The following is a 22,956-nucleotide window of genomic DNA, read 5'->3' on the forward strand; positions in this document are numbered from 1 at the left end:
GGTTTAACGGAGGGAGGGGCGGCGCAACAGGGCAAAATGGCCGGTATGATGTAATGGCTGCTGTCATTGTTGCGCCCCTTTTTTGCGCTCCTTCTTGCTGCGGATCTTGCCCGCTATCCTGACCATGATCCAGACCGCTCGCCTAAGCCTGCGCCCGTTTGCGGCAGCCGATGCCAATGAGGCATTTGCCTGCATGACGCCCACGCTGACCCGCTATATGGCATTTGAGCCTCCTGCCTCAGCGGCGGTGTTCGAACTGATCTGGCGCCAATGGTTATGGAAAATCGCCGAAGGCAGTGATTTTGTCTTTACGATCCGCAGGCTGGCCGATGGGCAATTCATGGGGTTGGCGGGTTTGCACCGGACGGCGGAGCCAGAGCCGGAACTGGGCATCTGGATCCGGGAGGATGCGCACGGGCAAGGCTATGGCGGCGAAGCCGTGGCCGCAGTCGCAAGCTGGGGCGCGCAGCGTTTGCCTGTTGCGGCCTTTATCTATCCGGTTGCCGAGGAAAATCATGCCAGCCGGCGAATTGCGCAAGCCTTGGGCGGCACCGTGTTTGCCAGCGAAAGCACCCCTAAATACCAGGCCGTGATTTACCGGATTCCGCGTCCGGAGCCGCATCAGGAATAAGCCTGAAAACGCCTCAAAACCTCAGGGGCGGCCACGGTTTGCCGTGCGTGGCGGCAGGCCTGCGCGGGTAAATCCCGATTCGGCGGGCAGCCCTGTTGGCTTCAAGTTGCCGTAGCGTCATGCAGTACGCTATTTGTTTGGCCGGGCCTGTCGCGCCGGCACGGTTTGCCTGGAGCTTGCATGACCGCCATGATTGTTTCCGATTTCAGCGTGGATACCGCATTGGGCCGGCTCGCCGCCCGCCAGTGGGAGCCGGCGGACACTGGCCGTACCTTGGCCCCCATCGTCATGCTGCATGATTCCCTGGGCAGTATTGCCTTATGGCGGGACTTCCCGGAACGCCTGGCTGCTGCCGCAGGCAGGCGGGTGATTGCCTATGACCGCTTGGGCTTCGGCGGCTCCGACCCGCATCCGGGGCAGCTGTCCATGGACTATGTGCAGGATGAATCACGCACGTTTTTGCCCCAGGTATTGGCGCAGGCCCAGGCTGATGCATTTCTTGCGCTAGGCCATAGTATTGGCGGCTGCATGGGAATTGCCAGCGCGGCCCAGCATGCCCGCTGTCAGGGGTTGATTACGATCGCGGCGCAGGCTTATGTGGATGAACGCATTGTGGCGGGCATTGTTGATGCCAGGAATATGTTCAGGGATCCCGCCCAGTTTGCGCGCCTGGAGAAATACCATGGCGCCCAGGCGCGCTGGGTGCTGGATTCCTGGGCGGATACCTGGACGTCCCCGGATTTTTCCAGCTGGAATATGGGGGCGGAATTGCCGCAAGTGCGATGCCCGGCGCTGGTGCTGCATGGCGACCGTGACGAGTACGGTTCACTGGCCCAGCCCCAGCGTATCGCTGACAGTATTCAGGGGCCGGTGACTTTCCGGGTGCTGGAAGATTGTGGCCATATTCCCCACCGGGAAAAACCGCAGGTCTTGCTGGCAGCCATCACTGCGTGGCTGCAAGACCTGCCTCCCGCGTAACAAGTGACACGGGGGCTGCCGGGCTGTCAAAAACGCTCAGGACTGATTTTTCATGGCACTGCCGGTTCAGCCGGCAGTGCCATGATGGTTTATGGGCCCAGGTTTTGGGCAGCGCCGTCGCCGGTCATTCAGTGTTTTGATGTTCAAGCGGGTACTTATGTTCATCTGGTGAATTATTTTTCCTGCCAGAACCTGGCGGGAAGCTAGGGTTATTCCCAGTTCTGTGTTTACCAGGTGAACGCATTAAGGATTTCGATTGCTCTGCGCTGGGCGAGTGTGTGTAATCCACCGAACCTGCCGGACAGACCGATCTGTTAGAAAAAAAACAGTTGGATCGCGCGGCAGGGCACCGGGGGCAGGCAAAGCGCCGCCCAGGCAAAGCCAGGCCCGGTAGCCCATCAAAATACGGAGATAAAGATGAAACGAATTCTCATGGCGGCAGTCTGTTCCCTGTCGATGGCATGCGGAACGGCAGCACTGGCCCAAGCCAAACCCACGACCTTGAAGTTTTCCAATTTCGCTGGCCCGACGGCCTATCTGACCAAGGGAATGTTCGAGCCGCTGATCAAGGACATTGAAGCGGATTCGCAAGGCACGCTGAAAATCCAGCTGTATTCCGGCGGTTCGCTGGTCAAGGCCGAGGATACTTTTGACGCTGTGCGCCGGGGCCTGGTGGACATGGGCTGGGGGGTGACGGGCTATACCCCGGGCCGCTTCAAGGTTGCCGATATCCCGGAGATTCCGTTTCAGGCGCAAACCTTGCGCGAAGCATCGACCGGTGTTTGGCGCCTGTATGAAGAAGGCCTGATGGATGGTTTTGACGATGTGAAAGTGTTCGCGCTGGTGTCGTCGGGCATTTTGACGGCGCACGGCGTCAGCGAAATCAAGTCGCTGGATGATTTCAAGGGCCAGCGCATCCGCGCGGCCGGCCCGTTGGCCAGCGCCTCGGTGGAAGCCCTGGGCATCATCCCGGTCGGCCTGCCTGTGCCGCAGACGGCGGAAAACCTGTCCAAGAAGACGCTCAGCGGCAGCCTGAATGACTGGAACGCGGTCTATACCTGGCAGGTGCTGGATTTCGTGCCCTATCACATCGACGTGCCCATGGGGTCCAGCACGGTGTTCCTGGTGATCAATAAACGCGCGTACGACCGCCTGGCGCCGGAAGCCAAAGCGGCGCTGGAAAAACATGGCGGCGCCAATTTTGTTGGCCGCTGGTCCGAAGGCCTGGGGGGCGAAAACGAACGCCTGAAGCAACTGTTGCAGCAGAATCCCGCGCATACCATCGTGACGCCTGACGCGGCGGATGTGGAACGCTGGACGGCAGCCGTGCAGCCGGTGATCGAGAAATGGGTGGGCAGCGTGCCGCAGGGCGAGCGCGTTTGGGAAGTCTATACCGAAGCCCTTGAATCGCAACGCGGAGCGCAATAAGCATGAGCTCGGCCAATATCGCGGAAATTCCCGCCAAGGCTGATTGGCAGGACCAGCTCTGCAAAGTCATGGCCTGGGCAGCGCTGACGCTGCTCCTGGCCGTGTCGGCCGGGACGCTGGTGGATATCATCCTGCGCGCTTTCACGCCATACACGGTGCGCGGCCTGTTTGAATTGAACGGTTTGTTCATGGCCATTATCGTGGCCGGATTCTCCGGGCTGGTATTCGTGCGCCATCTGAACATCCGCATGGATGTGATGAAGGCGGTCGCAGGCAGTAATCAGACGGCAGTGCGTCTGTTGTGCGAATTGGCGGAGGTCGCGGTATTTGGCTGGCTGGCCGTCGTGCTGCTGTTTCGTGCGCTGGATGCCCACGAGTATGGCGAGAAAACGATGGTGGTGGGTTGGCAAACGGCCGGCTGGTGGGCAGCGGCCGGTGTGCTGATGTCGATTGCCGCCTTGACGGTGCTCATTCAGGTCGTGCAGCGCTGGTATGCCTTGCTGCGCCATCGCGGCTATGCGCAGCCGGGTTTCTGGCGCGGCGCGCTGGTGACGGCTGGCACGATTGCTGTGTGCGCCGTACTGACCGTGCTGTTCATCAATGAAGACAGCAGTCCGGGCATGCAGGCGAGCATGGCCTTTCTGGTGCTGTATCTGCTGATTGCGGCACAGATCCCCATCGGGGTGTCGCTGGCCATGGTCGGTGTGGCCAGCCTGGCTCTGACGCTGGGTGGCGAACAGGCGCTGGTGGTATCGCAGAATGAAGTGGGCCGCGCCCTGACGAGTATGGATATGGCGGCCATTCCGCTGTTCCTGCTGATGGGCAATTTCGCCACCTGGGCGGGGCTCTCCGGGGATATTTTCAATTCCGGCACGGCGTTGCTGGGTTCGCGCCGCGGTGGCCTGGCCATGGCCTCGGTGCTGGGGTGCGGTGGCTTTGGCGCGATCTGCGGTTCGTCGATTGCCACCACGGCTACCTTCGGCAAGGTCGCCTTTGTGGAAATGGAGCGCCGCAATTACGCGCATAGTCTGGCGGCAGGCTGTATTGCCGCCGGCGGCACGCTGGGCGCTTTGATTCCGCCATCGGTGGTGCTGATCGTCTATTGCGTGGTGGTGGAGCAATCCATTCAGGTCGCGTTCCAGGCGGCCTTGATTCCAGGACTGCTGGCCTTGACGATGTATATGCTGGCCATCTTCATTTCTGTGCGGCTCAAGCCCAGTCTGGCGCCCGACGTTGAAAAATTCGACTGGCAGGTGGCGCGCGCGGCCATGATCAAGGCCTGGCGGCCGGTGCTGCTGTTCGCGCTGGTGCTGGGCGGGCTGTATGGCGGCATGTTCACCACGCAGGAGGCTGCCTCTGTTGGCGCCTTGCTGGCATTTGTGTTTGCCGTGGGCACCAAGGGTTTCACGCTGGAGAAGTTCAAGGCTTCGCTGATTGATACGGCGATCAATGCCGGCGCCATTTATGTGATCTTCATTGGTGCGAATATTTTCGCCAGTTTCATGAGCTTCACGGATATCACCCAGCTGGTCTTGAGCCTGGTGGATATCAATGTCATGCCGCATTGGCTGATCCTGTGCGGGCTGGTGCTGTTCTATCTGCTGCTGGGAACGGTGTTCGATACGCTGGCCGCCGTGCTGGTGACCACGCCGCTGGTGGTGCCCCTGATTGTCGGCATGGACTATGACCTGATCTGGTGGGGCGTCGTGACCTTGTCGCTGGTTGAAATCGGCATGATTACGCCGCCGCTGGGCATGAACGTATTCGTCATGCGCAGTGTGGTGGGGGACCGTTTGCCGCTGGCCACCATCTTCCGCGGCGTGACGCCGTTCCTGATGGCGGATCTGGTTCGCATCATCCTGCTGACAGTATTCCCCATGATTACCATGTGGCTGCCTGGCCTCTTGAGCAGCAGTTGAGGAGCAAATTATGAGTGAAAATCGTATCGCCCTGGTGACTGGCGCGGCTGGCGGCATTGGCCAGTCGGTTTGCCGGACATTGGCGCAGCAGGGCTTGCAGGTCGTCCTGGCCGACTTGGATGCCGCGCCCTTGCAGGCGCTGGCAGCGGCTTTGCCCGGCCACGGCCACCGCACCGCAAGCGTGGATATCAGCAATATGGCTTCGGTGGAGTCTTTGTTCGCCCGCCTGCGTGATGAAGGGGTGCAGTTGTCCGTGCTGGTGAACACGGCGGCGGTCTCGCCTGTTGGTGAGGGCGGCGCGGTGATAGACGTGCGCAACACGACCCCGGAACTGTGGGAAAAAGTGTTTGCGGTCAACGCTTTCGGCACCTATGCCGTATGCCGGGCGTTCGTGATGCAGGCCGATGCATCCATCCAGCACGGCCGCATCATCAATTTCGCCTCGACAGCGGCACAACTGGGCGGTTACCGCTCTTGCACCGCCTATGTGGCCAGCAAGGCCGCCGTCATTGCGTTCACCAAGGCGCTGGCGCGTGAAATGGCGCCCTTGAACATTACCGCTAACGTGGTGGCGCCCGGCCTGATTGATACGCCCATGCTGCGCACGCGCCTGGACCGCAAGGATGATGCGGGGGCCGTGGGCCTGGTGCCGCTCGCGCGCGTGGGCCAGCCGGACGAAGTGGCGGCGGCCGTGACCTATCTGGTGAATCCGCTGGCGGCCTATGTGACGGGCAGCACGCTGGACGTCAACGGCGGCTATTACATGGTCTGAGGGGGCTGGGATGAAAATCTGGCATCAGTCTAGCGTGGATCTGGACAACTATCCGGTTTACCGGGAATCGCTGGCGCGGCACTATGCGCTCATTGCCAATCCCGGAACGGAAATCGTCCTGCATGGCGTGCCCGAAGCCATGTGGCACGGGAAATCGCCCAGCGAGGTGATGAAAGTGCCATACGCCTATCACAAGGCCATGAGCCGGCAATTGCTGCATAACGTGTACCGCGCCGAACAAGAGGGCTATGACGCCTTCGTGATCGGTACCTATACCGAACCCTTGCTGCGCGAGTGCCGTTCGCTGGTCGATATTCCGGTGATTTCCATGCCGGAAAGCACGGTGCTGATTTCCTGTTCCATGGCGCAGCAGATCGGCCTGGTGACCTTGAACGAGGAAAACCAGTGGTTCCTGAAAAATGCCATGCAGCGCCATCGTCTGGAAGCGCGCATCAGCGGCATTTATGTCATTGAACCGCAGTTGCCCGAACGCGCCATCGAGCAGGTGTTCCTGGAGCCGGACGATTACATTGCTGCTTTCACGGCAACGGCGCGGCGCGCCATTGCCGCAGGGGCGGACCTGATTGTGCCCGCCGAAGGGCTGGTGGCAGAAGTGCTGGCGGCCAATGATATTTATGAGATTGACGGCGTCAGTGTGCTGGATGGCGTGGGCGCGCCCTTGTCCTATGCGGAAATGCTGGCCAAGCTGCACCGGTTGACCGGCCTGCATGCGGGCCGGCGCTGGCATTACATCAAACCCAGTGCGGAACTGCTGGCGCTGTATCCTCCCGACTGAGGAGAAAAACGTGGCAGAAACCGATGTTTATCCCAGGGTCCGCGCCCTGGAGCGCGGCCTTGAATTGATAGGGGCGTTGAGCGACCTGGGCTGGGCCAGCCCAGGTGAATTGGCCAAATACACAGGCATTCACCGGGCCACGGTGTATCGCCTGTTGTTCACGCTGGAACAGGCGGGCTATGTGTATCTCCGGCCAGGTGACGGACGCTATTTTCTGACGACCCGCTTTCGCCGCTTCGCCGATAGCGTCAAGGACGAGGACTGGGTGGTGCAGGTCATCGGCCCCTATCTGGGACGCCTGCTGTCGCAGGTGCAATGGCCTAGCGACTTTGCCACGTTTTCTTCGGGGCACCTGGAAATCCGGGAATCCACGCACCGTTTCAGCCCGATGTCGGTCAATCGCGCCATGGTGGGCAAAACCCGGCCCTTGCTGCGTTCGGCGCTGGGGGTGGCCATCCTGAGCGAAGTGGCGGATGACAGCCTGGAGCAGATTCTGGATCTGGCCAGCATCATGAAGCATGACGGCTTTGCCAAGGAGGCTGTGCGCCATGAGCTGCAGCAACTGCGCCTGCAGGCCCGCGAGCGCGGCTATTCCGAATCGTCAGGCGGCACGGAGCCGAATATCAGCGCCATTGCCTATCCGGTGTGCTGGCGCAATCGCGTGCTGGGCGCGATCAACATCATGTTTTTCAGAAGCGCCATGACGCCGGCCAAGGCGGCCGAGCGCTACCTGGATGCCTTGCATGAATGCGTGCACGACATCGAGCGTGAACTGGACCCGCTGCCTTTGGGAGAATACGGATGGCTCAGGTACAAGCATTGAGGGTATCGACCCCCTGGGTGTCGGACAGCGCCGTTGTGGAAGACTGGGACGGCGCCGAGGAAGCCTCCAGCTACCGGCCCATCGAAAGTTTGCGGCGCGGCCTGGAAATCCTGCTGTGCCTGAACCAGGCGCTGGGCGGGCGCGCCTCGATCAAGGAAATCAGCGCGGTCACCGGCCTGCACCGGACCACGGTGCGGCGCATGCTGGAAACCCTGCAGAATGAAGGCTATGTGCGCCGCAATGCTTCGGATGAACATTACAGCCTGAACCATAAAGTCCGGCAGTTGAGCGACGGCTTCACGGACGAGGACTGGGTGTCCGAGGTGGCGGGCCAGGCCTTGGGGCGGCTACTGCAAAAGGCGGTCTGGCCGTCTGACCTCTGTACGCTGGATGGCGACAGCATGGTGGTGCGGGAAACCACGCACCGCTTCAGCCCGCTGTCCTTTCACCGGGCCATGATACGGCGGCGCCTGCCCATGCTGTTCACGGCGGCGGGGCGCGCCTACCTGAGCGCCTGTCCGTCAGCGGAGCGGGAGGAAATCCTGCGGCTGCTGCAGCAGGGCAATGATGAACAGGCGCGCCTGGCGCGCAATCCGCAACTGGTGGCGGCGCTGTTGCAGAAAACCCGGGAACAGGGCTTTGGTTCCAATGATGGCGATTGGACCGAACAGGCGCGCATGAGCGCCATTGCCTTGCCGATTCACCACGGTGATCGGGTGCTGGGCTGCATCAATATTATTTTCACCAAGAAGGCGATGACCACGCGTGAAGCCGAGCAGCGCCTGTTGCCCGCCTTGCAGACGGCAGTGGCGGAAATCGAGTCTCATCTGATGCCGGAGGGCGCTGCCGCCGTGCTTGCCGCAGCACCCGCAGCACCCGCCCTGGCGCCGCATCGGGAAACCCTGCCGGACCTGTTGCTGACGGTGTAGGGGACGGCTGAAGGAGGGACGGCGCGCGGCAGCCGGCCGAGTTCACGGGCGCGCCGGCCGGGTGGCCGTCATCAGCAGATAGCACAGCGCTGCCGCAGAGAGCATGCCGCCGTACCATAGCGTGAGGTTCGCGTCCGTCTGCATGGATTGGCTGCCTATGGCTGTGCCCATGGAAATGCCCAGGTAGATGGCTGAGGAATTCAGCGCAACAACGAATGCCGTTTCCTGCGGAGCGCTGGCAATCAGCCTGTGTTGTTGCGCAGGGGTTTGCGCCCAGCTGCTTGCGCCCCAGCCTATCATCAGCATGGCGGCCCAGACGGGGGCGACAGGGGGATGGCGCCAGGCCAGCGCCATGGCGCTCAAGGCGCAGAACATCAAGGCATAGGCGCCGATGAGTACCGTGACAGGCCCGAGTCTATCAGTGGCCCAGCCCGACAGGTAATTGCCTGCTACGGCGCCAAGCCCATAGCAAAGCAGCATGGCGGTGACGGATTCCGAATGCCCCAGCAGCCCATCCAGGATAGGGAGGGTGAAGGCGTAAGGCGCGTAGCAGGCCGCCATGCCCAGGACAGTCAGCGGCAGGATGCGCCGTACCTGGCGATGCTGGAGAACCGCCAGGCGTTGCCGTAAGGTCACGCGCGCGCCGCCAGGCATTTCCGGCATGGCCATTCCTATGCAGAGGGCAGCGGCGGCGCAGAGGGCGGTTATCAATAGGAACGTGGCGCGCCAACTCAAGGCGGTGCTGACCCAATGGCCTAAGGGGATACCGAAAGCTGTGGCAGCGGTCAGGCCGCCAATCACGATTGCCAGGGCGCGAGCGCGGCTATCAGGGCGGACCATTGCCGCCGCGGCAGCGCCCGCATTGGGGGTGTAAGCCGCGGCTGCCGCGGCGGCGGCCACTCTGGATGCGATCAGGAGGCCAAACGAATTCGCCATGGCAGACCCCAGATTCGCCAGGCCAAGAAGTATTAATGCCAGGACAAGCAGCCGCCGCCGTTTGACCGTGGCGCTCAAGACGGCGATGACAGGAGCGAGGACGGCATAGGCGAGCGCGAAGAGGGTGACGGATTGACCCGCCATGGCTTGCGTCACCCCGAGTTCTTGCGCCATTGAGGGGAGAAATGCCGCCACAATGAATGCGTCCGTGCCGACAACAAACGTGCCCAGCGCCAGAACGGCGGCGGCATTCAAGCCATAAACCGATACCGCGCCGCGATCCGTGGCGTTTGTTCCGGGAGACAGTGGCGTGCGCTTCATGGGATTCAGTCCGGTGCGCGTGTGTTATTGGCGCATGCCAATCGCCAGCCGGTTAAAGGCGCTCATCAATGCAATGGCAAAACTCAGGTCTGAAATTTCCTGGTCATTGAAATGGAGGTTGAGCTGCTCGAAATCGGTATCCGAGGCATGGCTTTGGGCCACGTTTACCAGGGATTCAGCCCAGGCCAGTGCGGAACGTTCGCGTTCGCTGAAAGACGGGCTGACTCGCCAACCGGCCAGGCCATCGAGTTTTTTGTCAGGCACGCCCGCCGCGCGCAATGACGCCGCGTGCATCTCCAGGCAGAAGGCGCAGCCATTCATCTGCGAAACCCGCAGATAGATCAGCTCTATCAACGGTTTTCCGAGGCTGCTCTGATCCAGGGCTTTCTTGGTGAGGGTCAAGCCCTGATAAGCCTCAGGAGAGAGTGTCTGGTAAGGAAGGCGAAGGGGCTTCATGAAGTATCTCCAGCAAAAGGGGAAGGTGGGTGCAGCGGTTTGCTTTACTTGTGCATTCTGCCCGGCTAATGTCCTATTCATAAGTGGCAAGAATTGAAAAAATGGATAGGACATAGCGCATGGATTTGCATCCGTTGAAACCCAGCCTGGAACCAGGCGTGCCGCTCTATCAGCAGTTGTATCGGCGTTACCGTGATGCCATTGCCGCGGGGCAATTGCAGCCCGGTGACAGAGTGCCGTCTGTGCGCAGCCTCGCGAGTGAACTGAACCTGGCGCGCGGCACGGTCGAACAGGCTTATCAAAGGCTGACCAGCGAGGGCTATTTCCTGGCGCGTGGCCCAGCGGGTACTGTCGTCTCCCCTCAATTGGGGAATCTGGGCCAGCCGAAAACCGCCTTGGCCTGCGCGCCTTTGGCGCGGCCATCGTTGCATTCGCCGTCGGATGACGGAACGCCACGGCCTTTTCAGATGGGGTTGCCAGCGCTGGATGCCTTTCCCCGCAAGACGTGGGCCCGCTTGGCCGGCCACAACTTGCGCGCCTCGGGTATCAGCGCCATGCGCTATCCGGATCCGGCGGGGTATGCACCACTGCGCCGCGCCATCGCAGCCTATCTGGGCGTGTCGCGCGGCATCGTTTGCATGCCGGAGCAGGTATTCATCACGGCAGGTTATTGGGGGGCGCTAGACCTGGTGTGCCGCACCTTGCTGCAAGCTGGCGATACCGGGTGGTATGAAGACCCCGGCTACCTTTTTGCCCGCCAGTTTCTGGAGCGCATGGGCATGCGCCTGGAACCTGTTCCTGTCGATGCAGAGGGTCTGAATGTGGAGGCTGGCCAGCAGCGGAATGATGAGGCACGGTTCGCCGTCGTCACGCCTACGCATCAGAGTCCGATGGGCATGGCGATGTCTTTGCCCAGGCGTTTGCAATTGCTGGACTGGGCCAGCCGCCGCAAGGCGTGGATTATCGAAGATGACTACGATAGCGAGTTCCGCTACCACGGCCATCCCTTGCCGGCGCTGAAAAGCCTGGATCACGATGGGCGCGTGCTGTATGCCGGCACATTCAGCAAAGTGCTGCATCCGGGTTTGCGCCTGGCCTATCTGGTCGTCCCGGACGCGCAGGTCGAACGATTCAGGCAGGCTGGCGACTATGCGGGCGGCCCCGGCTCCATCCTGCCGCAGGCCACGGCGGCGGATTTTATGGAGCAAGGCCACTTTGCCCGCCATCTGCGCAAAATGCGTGCTTTGTATGCGGCGCGGCGCGGCTATCTGGTGGATGCGCTACAGCAAACATGGGGTTCGCGGCTGCAGGTTCATCCTCAGGCCGGCGGCATTCATCTGTTGTGCAAGCTGACAGCAGGGGATAAGGACACGTCCATGGCTGCGGCCGCGCAGGCGCATGGCCTGGCGGTTCAGGCGCTGAGCCGCTGGCAAATGCGCAAGCCGACGCACCGGGGGCTGCTGATGGGCTTTGCCAATGTCAGGGACCCGGACATGGCGCAGGAATGGGCACGCCGTTTAATCACCGCCATGGGAGGATGATGTCCCATGGCGCGGTGAGGCTTAATCCTGGGTGAAGAATTCCAGCACCATGCGGTTGAATTTATCCGCATGTTCCCATTGCGCCCAATGGCCGCAGCGGCTGAATATGTGCAGTTCGGCGTTGGCCATGCCCCACAGCAGACGCAGGCCGATGTCCATGGGCACGAAGCGGTCGTCGCGGCCCCAGATGACCAGCGCCGGTGCCTTGATTTCGCCCAGGCGCGGGCCGAAGTCGGGGAATTGGCGCGGGTTGGCTTCCAGGCTCTTGACGAAATTTTCCAGGTGGTCGCGGCGCGACAGCATATTGTTCAGGCGGGCCTGGAACAGTTCTTCGGTTAGATGGCTGGTATCGAAAACGAAGACTTGCATCATGCGGCGCAGGTTTTCGATAGTCGGTTCGCGGTAGAGCGCCTGCAGCAGCTTGATGCCTTCGGCGGGCATGGGCACGAACTGGCTGGGGCCGCCAGTGCCGCCGCCCATCAGAACGAGCTTGCCTATGCGTTCCGGGTGGGCCAGCGAGAAAGCCACGGTGCTATGGCCGCCCATCGAGTTGCCGATGATATGGGCGCGTTCGATATTCAGCGCATCCAGCAGGCCTTTGAGCGCGCGGGCATTCAGGTCGGAACGCGAGCCGGTGCAGACGATGGGATCGCTCTTGCTCCAGCCTGGGCAATCCAGCAGGATGACGCGGAAACCGGCATCAGCCAGCGGCTGGACGTTGCGGTTGAAGTTGGCCCAACCGCTGGCGCCGGGGCCGGAACCGTGGAGCATGACCACGGCAGGGCCGTTGCCGCCAGTATCGTTGTAATGCACCTGCAGGTCCAGATCCTGTTCCTTGATGCGGGCAAAGCGGCTGGTGCTGGCTTCGGTATGAATCGTGGGGCTTGTTGTCATGGCAATTCCTGGTGGTGAATGGCGAAGCAAAGGGGACGGGAAGACCGTGCGGATGGCGGGCTTCCCGTGAGAGAGGGAGGGCTTATTCGAAACTGACCGATACGTGCCCCATACCGGCGATATGCACACTGAAGTGCTGGCCGCCGCGGGCGACGGCCATCGGGCCCAGCGCGCCGGTCAGCACGATGTCGCCGGCCTGCAGCGGACGCCCGCAGCGCACCATCGTGTTGGCGAGCCAGACGGCGGCATTGAGCGGATTGCCCAGACAGGCGCGGCCATTGCCGCGTGATACCGGGACGCCGTCGCAGTGCATTTCCATGGCGCAATCCGTCAGGTCGATGTCGCGCAGCAGCACCGGGCGGCTGCCCAGCACAAACAGGCCGCTGGACGCGTTGTCTGCCACGGTATCGACAAAACGGATGTTCCAGTCGGCAATCCGGCTGTCCACCACTTCGATGGCGGGCAGGCAATATTCGGTCGCGCGGATCAGGTCGGCATAGGTATGGCGTTCGTGGCTCAGGTCGCGGCCCAGCACGAGCGCGACTTCCGCTTCGGCCTTGGGCTGAATCAGGCGGCCAGCGGCAATGGTTTCGCCGTCGCCGACAGACATATCATCGAACAGCATGCCAAAGTCGGGCTGATCCACCCCCAGTTGCGCCTGGACTGCCAGCGAGGTCAGGCCGATTTTCCGCCCTGCCAGACGGCGGCCTTGTTCCAGCCAGAGACGGGTATTGGCTTCCTGGATGGCATAGGCGGCTTCCGGGCTGGCGTCCTGCAAGCGGTCGCGCAAGGGGGCGATGGCCTGCAGCTGCTCGGCGGCCAGGCGCAAGGCGCTGGCCGCGGCTTGCGGGTCCAGTGCTGCGGGGAGAGGGGCTTGTGTCATGTCTTGCATGTCCTGAAAAAGGGGGCGGGAAATCGCGTCAGACCGCAGCCTGTTCGGCGCTGACGACGCCATACCCGGCAATCCATTCATTGACCGGGCGGTAGTAATCGCGCCGGCCTTCATACGCGCCGATGGCGGACATGGCGGCAAAGGCGGCGACCCAGGTGCGGACTTCGTGCGTGGAGCGGCCGGCCGTTTTGGAGATGACGTCGATTTCGAAATCATCGACTTTGCTCAGATCCTTGCCGATCAGCAGATCCATGAAGGCATGGTCCCATTCTTGGTTCAGCGGGGTGAGGTCGCAGGCTGGCGTGCCGAAAATCTGGCCGGTTGCCAGCGTGCGCGCCTGGCGTGCCGCACGCGCTTCGGGGCTAGGGTTGCGCCCAGAAATCAGGAATTCGGCGATTTCGGGCTTGGCGCCGGAATACACCGGCACTGGCGGTTCATGCGACAGGCCGCCAGAGCCCAGGATCAGGACGCGCTTGCCCAGCCCTGCGATGAAACGGCCCACTGCCTCGCCCAGCAGGCGGATGCGGCGGTACGGACAGAAGGGGGGCGCCACCGAGTTGATGATGACGGGAATGACCGGGTAGCGGGTCAGGCTGCCTGTCATTTCTTCCAGAATCTGGGTGCAGCCGTGATCCACCTGCAGCCGGTGCGACATGGCGACGTCCAGATCGCTGTTGAGCACATGGCGCACGAGATCCAGCGCCAGATCATCGGGGATGGATAGCGGGCCAGGCAGCGTTTTGTAGTCCGCCACGGATTCGGCTGCCGTGGCAATCACGAAAGGAGGCATCAGGTCATAGAACAGGCCGTTGTAGTGATCGGGCGCGAAGACCACGATCAGTTCCGGGTCAAAGGCCTCGACCTCGGCACGCGCGGCAGCGATGACGGCATCGACTTCGGCGACGACGCCGGGCGCCGGGTCATTCAGACCGCGCAGGGGGGTGTGCGACAGGCACTTGAGTTTGACGATGCTGGTACTCATGGAATCTCCGGATTTCATGGCTGCACCGGCGGCAGGTTTGCTCGGGCCGCAGATACAGGGGGCTGACGCTTGAGCCAGGCCTGGCCGGAACATGCGCCTTAGGCAGCGGCGCGTTGCCGCAGCCGCTTGCGCGAGGGAAATTCCGTCACGCCTGTCTCCGTATTTATTCATCCAGCCGGCGGTGTTTCCGCCTGCTGATTTGTCTGAACCGATTGTAGGAATGGCCTCTGAAGCCCCCAAAAAAAGTTGGTGCGAGGTGCACACTGCGCACCGCACCGCACCGCACCGCACCGCACCGCACCGCACCGCACCGCACCGCACCGCATGGCGTGGCGTGGCGTGGCGTGGCGTATCGTGGCATGGCGCCGCAGTCGGACAGGCGGGCCTAGGGGCGGGCGCCGGGCAGGGCGCGCAAAGGCAGGCGCGATGGGAAAGGGCGGGGGGACGGCAGGGGGGCCGTCAGGGAAGGGGCAGGAAAGGCCTTGGAGATTTTCTTGCCGCCGCAGGGCGCAGCCAATCAGGCAGGGCATGGGCTGGGCATGGCGCGCGCGAGGATGCGCAGACAGCAGACAGCAGACAGCAGACAGCACGCCGAAGGCAAGCCGAGGGCGCTCAGGTCACTCAGTGCAGTTCAGTGTGGCTAGGCGGGAAGAGAAGAAAAGGCGGGCTGGGGAGGTATTGCTGTGTTCATGCGGCGGCCCTTGGCGGGCCGCCGCATGATGCCCGGCATGCCAGGCGCATGCCGGGCGGCGGGTTTAGGCAGTGGACTTAGGCAGTGGGCTTAGGCGGCGGGTTTAGGCGGTGGCCGGATAGACCCAGGCTTGTTGCGGGTCTATGCGCACCGGGTGGTGCCCGGCAGCCAGGGGCTCGCGGCCGAACGCGCGCAGCGGAACCGCCTGGGTACCGGCCTCGCCCAGCCGGAAGACGTGTTCCCAGCGGTCACCCAGATACATGCTGGTGCTGAGCGGCAGGCTGAATTCGCCGGATGCGTCATCACCGGCGCCAACTTTCAGGCTTTCAACCCGGGCGACGACCACGACCGCCTGGCCTTCCTTGAGTTCGCCGACAGGCGTGCCCCAGAAGCGCCAGCCATCGCCCTGGACTTCGACGCGGCCATGCTCGATGCGTCCGGCCTTGCCAGGCAAGCGGTTGTTGCTGCCCATGAATTCCGCCGCGTACAGGCTTTGGGGGCGGCTATAAATATCCTGCGGCGTGCCTTGCTGTTCGATGGCGCCGCCGTTGAGCAGCAGGATGCGGTCCGAGATGGCCATGGCCTCGCCCTGGTCGTGCGTCACCATCAGGGCTGACAGGCCCAGCCCGACAATCAGCTCGCGCAGAAACACCCGCGCTTCTTCCCGCAGCTTGGCATCCAGATTGGAGAGCGGCTCATCGAGCAGAATGACTGGCGGGTTATAGACCAGGGCGCGGGCAATGGCGACGCGCTGCTGCTGGCCGCCAGACAGCTGGCTGGGATAGCGCCCGCCCAGCGCGCCCAGACCCAGCTGGTCGAGGATCGCCTGCACTTTTTGCTGCAATTCCGCCTTGGGCACTTTGCGCAGCATCAGCGGATAGGCCACGTTCTGCTCGACCGTCTTGTGCGGCCAGAGCGCATAAGACTGGAACACCAGCCCGAGATTGCGCGCTTCGGCCGGGACGTCCAGGCGCTGGGCGGAATCATAAACAGCGGTGCTGCCGATTGTGATGCGGCCCTGGCTGGGGGCTTCCAGGCCTGCCACGGCTCGCAGCAGTGTCGTTTTGCCGCTGCCCGAGGCGCCCAGCAGCGAAACCACTTCGCCGCGTTCCAGCGACATGGAAACGCCCTTGAGCACCGGGTTGCGGTCGTAGGAAAGATGGATGTTCTCGACGGTCAGTTCACTCATCGCAGTTTCACTCCGAAGCGTAAGGCAACGCCCAGGCCGAAGACGACCAGGACAATATTGATGAAGGACAGCGCAGCGACGATGTCGATGGCGCCGGAGGCCCACAGCGACACCAGCATGGAACCGATGGTTTCCGTGCCGGGGGTGAGCAGATAGACACCCGTGGAGTATTCCCGCTCGAAAATCAGAAACATCAGCAGCCATGCGCTGATCAGACCGAATTTGGCCAGCGGCGCGGTGACATGGCGGGTCACCTGCCCCGGCCTGGCGCCCGCGCTGCGGGCGGCTTCTTCCAGCTCCGGGCCGACTTGTAGCAGGGTGGAGGAAATCAGGCGCAGCCCGTAGGCCAGCCAGACCACCGTGTAAGCCAGCCAGACGCTGAAGATGGTGCTGCGCAATGACCGCAGCGGGTCTATGGCATGAACGCTCAGCCAATGCGCGAAAGGCAGCGCCGACAGCATGCCGTCTTCCAGCGATTCATTCAGCCACATCGGGATGAACAGGAAGCACCACAGGAAAGCCAGACCGGCCAGCAGCCCGGGCACGGCGCGCGGCACCAGCACGCTGTAGTCCAGAAAACGGGTCACGTTATCCGGTTTGCGGTGCATGGCCAGGCCGATGAACAGATAGCAGGTCACGGCCAGGGCGCCGCCGAATACGCCGATGGCAACCGAGTTGACGATGGCGCGCAGCAGGCTGGCCTGGGCGAAGACCTGGCGGAAGGCGTCCAGCGACAGCACGTCCAGCAGCGAAATTCCTATGCCCCAGTTCGAGACGAAGGCCCGCAGCACCACGCCGACGATAGGCACGATGATGGTGACAATCAGCCAGACTGTGACGACCGCCCCGGCCATCCAGCGCCAGCGCCCCAGCGGCAGCGGGCGCGACCGGGCGGCCTTGCCCTTGATCGAAACGAATCGGTTGGCCGAGCGCATCAGGCGGCGTTGCAGCATCACCAGGGGGATGGTCATGGCGATCAGCACCACGGCAACGGCAGCCATCAGGTGATAGGACGGAATGCCCAGTTTGTTGGTCAGCTTGTAGAGATAGGTCGCCAGCACCAGGTGACCTTCCGGGTCGCCCAGCACCAGCACCAGGCCGAAGACTTCCAGGCCCAGGAAAAACAGCAGCACCACGGCATAGAGAATGGCCGGGCGCACCATGGGCAGGCTGACCGCCCGCATGACTTGCCAGGGGCTGGCGCCCGCTGTGCGCGCGGCTTCCTCGACATCCGAACCGATGCTGCGCAGCGCGGCGGAAATATAGAGGTAGGCGTGCGGAACGTGGGTCAGGCCAGCGATGATGACAATGCTGGAAAAGGAATAGATATTCCAGGGCACGAAGCCGATCAGGTCCTGGGTCCAGACAGAAAAGAAACCGACAGGGCCGGCCGACACGATATAGCCGAAGCCCAGCACCATGGGCGACACAAAAATGGGCACCAGGATCAGCGGTTCTATCCAGGTGCGGCCGGGCAAATCGGTGCGCGCCATCAGGAAGGCCAGGATGCCGCCCAGCGGAATGGCGATGGCAGCCAGGCCGAAGGCCATGATGAAGCCATTGGTCAGCGCATCATAGAAATCGGGGTCGTCAAAAATGAAATGGAAGGCTTCGAGGCTGAAGTACTTGTCCGGCGAGAAAAACGGTTCGGACAGAAAGCTCTGGATAATGATCAGGCTCAGCGGCACATAGATCGCCAGCGCCGTCAGCAATACGACGATACGGCGCGGCCAAGCCTGCAACCTTGTATATAAGGCTTGCATAGTCTGGTGTCCTGAAAGAAGGAGTGGGGATGCCGGCGCAGCGGCGGCGCATCAGGCCGCCAGGCTTTGGTGCGCCGGCATCCAGGCGGGCGCTGCCCGTCAGCGGGCAGCGGCGCGGGGGCGCGCTGTGGCTTTACTTGCCGGCAGCGTCGCGCCAGCTGCGGATGAAGGCCAGGCGCTCTTTCTGTTCCAGATATTGCAGCAGGCTTTCATCGACCGGGATAGGCACCAGGGTGGTTTCCGTCAGGCGGCTGGTCAGGCCCTGAACGTCGTTGTCCCCTTCGATATCGGCGCGGATGGAGGTCAGGTTGGACTCATTGGCGAGAACGGCCTGGCCTTCTGCGGACAGCATGAAGTCCAGGAACAGGCGTGCCGCATTGGGATTGGCTGCCTTTTTGCTGATGAAGGCGACACGCGACAGAACGGGCGTGTAATCCGACGGGTAAACGATGCCGATGGCCGGGTCTTTGGCTGCGCGCGTTTCCGCGTAGGAACCCAGCAGGTTATAGCCGATCAGGTTTTCGCCGGAGGAGACCCGTTCCATCATGGTGCCGGTGGATGATTGCAGGACCAGGTTGGCCGCGCCCACGCCCTTGATGAAATCCAGGTATTCCGGGTTGCGCAGGTTGTCCTGGGCGGCAAGCATGTAGCCGACAGCCGATTTTTCGATGTCGTAGGTCGTGACCTTGTTGCGGAAGCGGTCGGGCTGGTTCTTCACCAGCTCGGCCAGTGCCGCGTGCGTGCGCGGCACTTCATCTTCCTTGATCAGGCGCGTGTTGTAGATGAACGCGATGGGTTCGTAGGTGGTGCCGAAAGCGGCGTTGTTCCAGACGGCCCATTCCGGCAGCGAGGGCTTTTCCGGCGATTCGTAGGTGTCCGCATAGCGGGTGGCCAGGCGCATGGCCGAATCCATGGATGAACTCCACAGCAGGTCGGCGCTGCCGCCGCCCGCGGCCTGCTCGCTGATATAGCGGTTGTAGAGTTCAGTACTGTTCATGTCATGGTATTCCACCTTGACCTTGCCGTGCTTGGCTTCAAACGCCGCGATCAGCGGGGCAGCAGCCTTGGTGTCGGTGGTGGAATAGATAATGACCTTGCCTTCCGCGTCGGCCTTGCCGGCCAGGTCGTCGGCCTGGGCCGAAAATGCCAGCATGCTGCCCAGGGCAGTGCTGAGAACCAGAGCGGCCGATGATGTCGGATGCAGTCGCATATTGTCTCCTCATGTTTTTCATGACGGCGTCTATTGCGCCGGGCTGCCCGGCTTGTGCCGGGACTGGAGACTATTATGGGGATGCACGCTGTCACCGACCTGTCATCGCAGGCGGCAGCTCGGGCGTGTCTGTGACCAGCCGTGTCCAGTTATCCAGGAAACGCCGCCGCCGTGTCTGATCCAGACCGACCAGCAGGGCCGGGCCCAGCACGATGGGTTGCAGCAGCCCTTGCTTCAAGGCGCCCAGCAGCGGATCTTCCAGACCGGTGTCGTCAGGCAGCAGGGGCGGCAGTCCGGCCTGTTCCATGGCGGCCCGCTGGCCCCGGGGAGACAGCAGGTAGTCGATGAACGTGCCGGCGATTTCCGGGGCGGGGGCATCACGGTGAATCAGCGCGCTGCGCGTCAGGACAGTGATGTAATCCTCAGGCACGACGACGTCGATATCGGCGCCGGCCCGCTGCCGGCTCAAGGCATAAGGCCCCAGCACGTTGTAAGCGATGTCCAGCTCGCCGCTTTCCAGCCGGTCCAGCAGCTCCGCGGTGGTGCCGTATAACTGAACCCCGGCCTGCCCCAATTGGTTGGCCATGCCCCAGAAGTTGGCGGAGGTGCGTTCGTCATAGAGCGCCAGCAGGTAACCGGCGCCGCTGAGATGAATGTCATAGGTGCCGATCCGGTGGCGCAGGCGCGGGCCCTCGGATTCCAACAGCCGCAGCAGTTCGGTGCGGGATTTCGGACGCTGGTCGGGGGCGAAACGGGAACGCGCGTAGGCGATGACCACCGGTTCCTGCGTGAAGCCGTACACCTCATTGCGCCAGCGCGCCCAATCCGGCACACGCTGGGTATAGAGGGATTCATGGGCGCGTGCGTAACCGTCATTGGCCAGCTTCAGTTGCAGGTCGGCGGCAGAACTGATGAGCACATCCACCGGCGGCATTTGCCCGGACAGCACTTTCAGATACAGGCCCATGCTGTCGATTTCCAGATAGTCCACGGCGACCTGGGGATGCAACTGCTGGAAATCCTGGATGAGCCACTGAAAGAGTTCCGTATCCGTGGGGCCGGTAATGCGCAGCAGCGCGGGCGCCGCGCCATCGGCATTGACAGCGGGATAGTGCGTGCGGTGGATAGGAAAGTCCACGGCCTGATGGTCTTTGGCGGCGCTCGGCGGATAGGCTGTTTGCGCTTGTACCGGCGCTGCCGGCCAGACCAGGCACAAGAAGCCCAGCATGACGCTGCCCAGACCGGCGGCCAGCACGCCCGCCAGCCCGGCTTCGCGCGCCACCAGACGGGCCGGCAGGACAATGCGCACCGTCAGCCCGCCGCCAGGCCGGTCGCGCAATAGCAGTTCCCCTTCATGGATACGCACCACGGTTTGCACAATGGACAGGCCCAGGCCGGAGCCAACATGGCCGCTGCTGGTGCTGCCGCGCGTGAAGCGCTGCAGGACCTTGGGCTTTTCTTCTTCCGGAATGCCCGGCCCGCGATCCGAGACATCGAAGACGATATAGCCTTCGCGCCTGCTGTAAACCTGGATTTCGACTTCGCCGCTGCCGCCATAAACCAAGGCGTTGTCCACGACGTTGCGCAGCATCTCGCGCAGGCTGATGTGGTCGCCGTGCAGCATGGCGCGCCTGGCCGACGGTGTCATATGCCAGCGGACGCGCGGCGCATCATCCGGGTTCAGGCGCTGCATGACTTCCTGCACCACAGCGCGTACCCGCAGATCACTGGGCGCGGCGCTTTCCCGGCGATGGGAAATGGTGGCATCCATCAGCAACTGATTCAGCAATTGAGTGGTATGGCCGGCATTCACATGAATCCGTTGCACCCTGGCCTGCACGGACGGCAGCTCGGTTTCATCCAGGGCCAGCTCGGCCTGCATTTTCAGCGCCGCCAACGGGGTGCGGATCTGGTGGGCGGCATCGGCAACCAGGCTATTGAGGGTGCCGATGGCGCCTTTGAGCCTCAGCATGAAATCATTGAGCGCCTGCACCAGCCCGCTGATTTCCACCGGGACGCGCTGGGTAATGGCTTGCAGGCTATCGGGGGAACGCTGCCGCAACTCGTTTTCCAGGGCTGCCAGCGGGCGGAAGGCGCGGCGCATGCCGAATCCCAGCAAGGCAACGGCCACGAGCATGATCACCAGCAGCGGGACGACACTGCGCTGAAACAGGGCATCGCTCAGCAGTTGGCGCGTGCCCAGGGTTTCCGCGACACGGATGGTCACCCAGCTGCGGCCATGCATGCCGGTCACCAACCTGCCGGTCGTCACCATGCGGACGGGCTGGCCCAGATATTCCATCACCGTGAACAAAGGGGTTTCCGAGTGCGCGGGCGGCAGCGTCTCGCCCAGGTCGGCATAGCCCGAGATCAGGCCGCCGTCGCCATGAATGGCGTAATAGATATGCTCCTGATCGGACAGCATGGCCATGGCGGAATACGGCAGCTCCACCGTGGGCTGGCCATCTTCGGCCTGGACGGCATTGGCGATGGTCAGCGCGGATGCTGCCAGCAAGCGGTCATAGGCGGCATCGGCGGCACGCTGGGCATATTGATAGGACAGCCAGCAAAGGCCGGCGAAACACAGGGCCAGAATGCCCAGTGCCATGAGCAGCAGGCGCCGCAGAATGGAATAAGGCGGGCGTGTCATTCCGGTTCGACCAGCACGGCGCTATAACCGGTGCCCCGGATCGTGTCGATGCGGATGACCGCGTTGCCGAGCTTGCGCCGGATGCGGGAAATCAGCAGTTCCACGGCATTGGGGCTGCTTTCTTCATCGAAGTTGAAAAGCTGGGTCATCAGGCGCTCTTTGGAGACAACCTGGCTGCGCCGCTGAATCAGGATTTCCAGCAGGCAGAATTCCCGCCGCCCGAAGTCCACTGCCGCGCCATCGAGCATGACCCGGCGCGCGGCGCTATCCAGCACCAGCTTGCCCAGGGTAATGATGCTGCCGGTCTGGGCCGGGCCCTGGCGGCGCAGCAAGGCGCGCAGGCGGGCTTCCAGTTCACGCAAATCAAAGGGCTTGACCAGGTAATCATCGGCGCCCAGGTCCAGCATGCCGACCTTATCTTCGATTTCGGCGCGCGCCGTCATCACCAGGGTGGGCACATGCAATTGCTTCTGGCGCAATTGCCGGATGATGGCGAAGCCATCGGAATCCGGCAGCATGATGTCCAGCAGCATGCCGTCCCATTCTTCGTGCTGCAAATAGCGCAGCGCATCGGCGCCATTGCATACCCACTCAACCGTATGGCCGATACGGCGCAAACGGCTTTGAATGGCCTCACCCAGGTCACTGTTGTCCTCGACGACCAGTATCCGCATATTGTCTCCTCGCCGCGCCATATAGAGTGTGTTTTTTCAGGTGGCGTCACCGGCAAAGCCAGCGCGCCTGCGACAGGCTGCGTTCATTCTATCCGCTTTGCCTGTCAGCACCCTGGCGTTGGCGGAGAGAGTTTGGCGGCACTTCCGCCTGGGGGCGGGAGGGCTGCGGAGGGGACAGAGCAGGCTGTCTGCCTGGGGCGGCAGCGGATCCCCGCAGAGGAAAAACGGCAGCAGACAGGCCGCAGCGCAGCGCGGGGAGGGAAGAGGGAAGAGGGTGCCTCGGTTCATCCTCTCTCTATATAGGTATGGGAGGGGAATGCGGGAGGACGGCCAGGGGCGTATTGAATATGAGGCAGAAACGAAGACGCCCGGTCTTTGTGCGGATCGAATGTGCGGATGGCCTGCCGTGTCTGGCGCGTGTCTCTATATATAGGGCTGTCTATATAGGGCTGTCTATATAGGGCTGTCTATATAGGGCTGT

At 62.6% G+C, this 22,956-nt stretch carries 19 protein-coding genes; 9 read left to right on the forward strand and 10 right to left on the reverse strand.

All coding sequences use genetic code 11. The features are described 5' to 3' along the window. The first annotated feature begins 124 nt into the window (after positions 1-124). From ACTJGZ_RS10645 to ACTJGZ_RS10680, 8 genes are all read left to right on the forward strand, one after another. A complete protein-coding gene (locus ACTJGZ_RS10645; RefSeq protein ID WP_441662899.1) occupies positions 125-631 on the forward strand; it encodes a GNAT family N-acetyltransferase in 507 nt (168 codons plus the stop codon). 180 nt (positions 632-811) lie between these two features. Next, positions 812-1,609 (forward strand): alpha/beta fold hydrolase, encoded by a 798-nt coding sequence (locus ACTJGZ_RS10650; protein WP_441662900.1) that lies wholly within the window; start codon positions 812-814, stop codon positions 1,607-1,609. A gap of 417 nt (positions 1,610-2,026) precedes the next feature. After that, a complete protein-coding gene (locus tag ACTJGZ_RS10655; RefSeq protein ID WP_278859734.1) occupies positions 2,027-3,037 on the forward strand; it encodes a TRAP transporter substrate-binding protein in 1,011 nt (336 codons plus the stop codon). A gap of 2 nt (positions 3,038-3,039) precedes the next feature. After that, positions 3,040-4,956: a TRAP transporter large permease gene (locus tag ACTJGZ_RS10660; RefSeq protein ID WP_127773215.1), complete on the forward strand. Its 1,917-nt coding sequence runs from the start codon at positions 3,040-3,042 to the stop codon at positions 4,954-4,956. A 10-nt stretch (positions 4,957-4,966) separates the two neighbouring features. Continuing rightward, complete coding sequence (locus ACTJGZ_RS10665; protein WP_127773216.1) at positions 4,967-5,728, forward strand: SDR family NAD(P)-dependent oxidoreductase; 762 nt, start codon at positions 4,967-4,969, stop codon at positions 5,726-5,728. A 10-nt stretch (positions 5,729-5,738) separates the two neighbouring features. Continuing rightward, the gene (locus ACTJGZ_RS10670) at positions 5,739-6,524 is read left to right on the forward strand and encodes an aspartate/glutamate racemase family protein (RefSeq protein WP_441662901.1); all 786 of its coding nucleotides are present in this window, start codon (positions 5,739-5,741) and stop codon (positions 6,522-6,524) included. A gap of 10 nt (positions 6,525-6,534) precedes the next feature. Continuing rightward, positions 6,535-7,347, forward strand: a complete 813-nt coding sequence (locus tag ACTJGZ_RS10675) for an IclR family transcriptional regulator domain-containing protein (RefSeq protein WP_165390065.1) — start codon at positions 6,535-6,537, stop codon at positions 7,345-7,347. Further along, a complete protein-coding gene (locus ACTJGZ_RS10680; protein ID WP_441662902.1) occupies positions 7,326-8,276 on the forward strand; it encodes a DNA-binding transcriptional regulator in 951 nt (316 codons plus the stop codon). The genes ACTJGZ_RS10675 and ACTJGZ_RS10680 overlap by 22 nt, the downstream gene beginning before the upstream one ends. A gap of 42 nt (positions 8,277-8,318) precedes the next feature. On the opposite strand, the gene ACTJGZ_RS10685 is transcribed toward ACTJGZ_RS10680, so the two are convergent. Together ACTJGZ_RS10685 and ACTJGZ_RS10690 are read right to left on the reverse strand one after the other, a co-directional pair. Next, complete coding sequence (locus ACTJGZ_RS10685; RefSeq protein ID WP_441662903.1) at positions 8,319-9,533, reverse strand: MFS transporter; 1,215 nt, start codon at positions 9,531-9,533, stop codon at positions 8,319-8,321. Between the two features lie 24 nt (positions 9,534-9,557). Then, positions 9,558-9,989: a carboxymuconolactone decarboxylase family protein gene (locus ACTJGZ_RS10690; RefSeq protein WP_130487731.1), complete on the reverse strand. Its 432-nt coding sequence runs from the start codon at positions 9,987-9,989 to the stop codon at positions 9,558-9,560. A 119-nt stretch (positions 9,990-10,108) separates the two neighbouring features. Between ACTJGZ_RS10690 and pdxR the strand changes: the two genes are divergently transcribed. After that, positions 10,109-11,530, forward strand: a complete 1,422-nt coding sequence (pdxR, locus tag ACTJGZ_RS10695; protein WP_441662904.1) for a MocR-like pyridoxine biosynthesis transcription factor PdxR — start codon at positions 10,109-10,111, stop codon at positions 11,528-11,530. 21 nt (positions 11,531-11,551) lie between these two features. Here the strand turns inward: pdxR and ACTJGZ_RS10700 are convergent, their stop codons facing one another. The 8 genes from ACTJGZ_RS10700 to ACTJGZ_RS10735 all read right to left on the reverse strand — a co-directional run bounded on the left by ACTJGZ_RS10700 (position 11,552) and on the right by ACTJGZ_RS10735 (position 22,475). Continuing rightward, positions 11,552-12,424: an alpha/beta fold hydrolase gene (locus ACTJGZ_RS10700; RefSeq protein WP_441662905.1), complete on the reverse strand. Its 873-nt coding sequence runs from the start codon at positions 12,422-12,424 to the stop codon at positions 11,552-11,554. Between the two features lie 82 nt (positions 12,425-12,506). Next, the gene (locus ACTJGZ_RS10705) at positions 12,507-13,307 is read right to left on the reverse strand and encodes a 2-keto-4-pentenoate hydratase (RefSeq protein WP_441662906.1); all 801 of its coding nucleotides are present in this window, start codon (positions 13,305-13,307) and stop codon (positions 12,507-12,509) included. Positions 13,308-13,344: 37 nt separating this feature from the next. Then, complete coding sequence (locus ACTJGZ_RS10710) at positions 13,345-14,298, reverse strand: 3-carboxyethylcatechol 2,3-dioxygenase (protein ID WP_441662907.1); 954 nt, start codon at positions 14,296-14,298, stop codon at positions 13,345-13,347. 794 nt (positions 14,299-15,092) lie between these two features. Beyond that, positions 15,093-16,178, reverse strand: a complete 1,086-nt coding sequence (locus tag ACTJGZ_RS10715; protein WP_441662908.1) for an ABC transporter ATP-binding protein — start codon at positions 16,176-16,178, stop codon at positions 15,093-15,095. Next, the gene (locus ACTJGZ_RS10720; RefSeq protein WP_441662909.1) at positions 16,175-17,941 is read right to left on the reverse strand and encodes an ABC transporter permease; all 1,767 of its coding nucleotides are present in this window, start codon (positions 17,939-17,941) and stop codon (positions 16,175-16,177) included. The genes ACTJGZ_RS10715 and ACTJGZ_RS10720 overlap by 4 nt, the downstream gene beginning before the upstream one ends. Before the next feature lie 133 nt (positions 17,942-18,074). Continuing rightward, a complete protein-coding gene (locus tag ACTJGZ_RS10725; protein ID WP_423786718.1) occupies positions 18,075-19,151 on the reverse strand; it encodes an ABC transporter substrate-binding protein in 1,077 nt (358 codons plus the stop codon). A 91-nt stretch (positions 19,152-19,242) separates the two neighbouring features. Next, on the reverse strand, positions 19,243-21,801 hold the full coding sequence (locus ACTJGZ_RS10730; protein WP_441662910.1) for a sensor histidine kinase: 2,559 nt from the start codon (positions 21,799-21,801) through the stop codon (positions 19,243-19,245). Continuing rightward, complete coding sequence (locus ACTJGZ_RS10735) at positions 21,798-22,475, reverse strand: response regulator transcription factor (protein ID WP_278864546.1); 678 nt, start codon at positions 22,473-22,475, stop codon at positions 21,798-21,800. Before ACTJGZ_RS10735 ends, ACTJGZ_RS10730 begins: the two co-directional genes overlap by 4 nt. Between the last annotated feature and the right edge of the window lie 481 nt (positions 22,476-22,956).

Origin of the sequence: Kerstersia sp., from assembly GCF_052103615.1 — a bacterium.
Classification (GTDB): domain Bacteria; phylum Pseudomonadota; class Gammaproteobacteria; order Burkholderiales; family Burkholderiaceae_B; genus Kerstersia.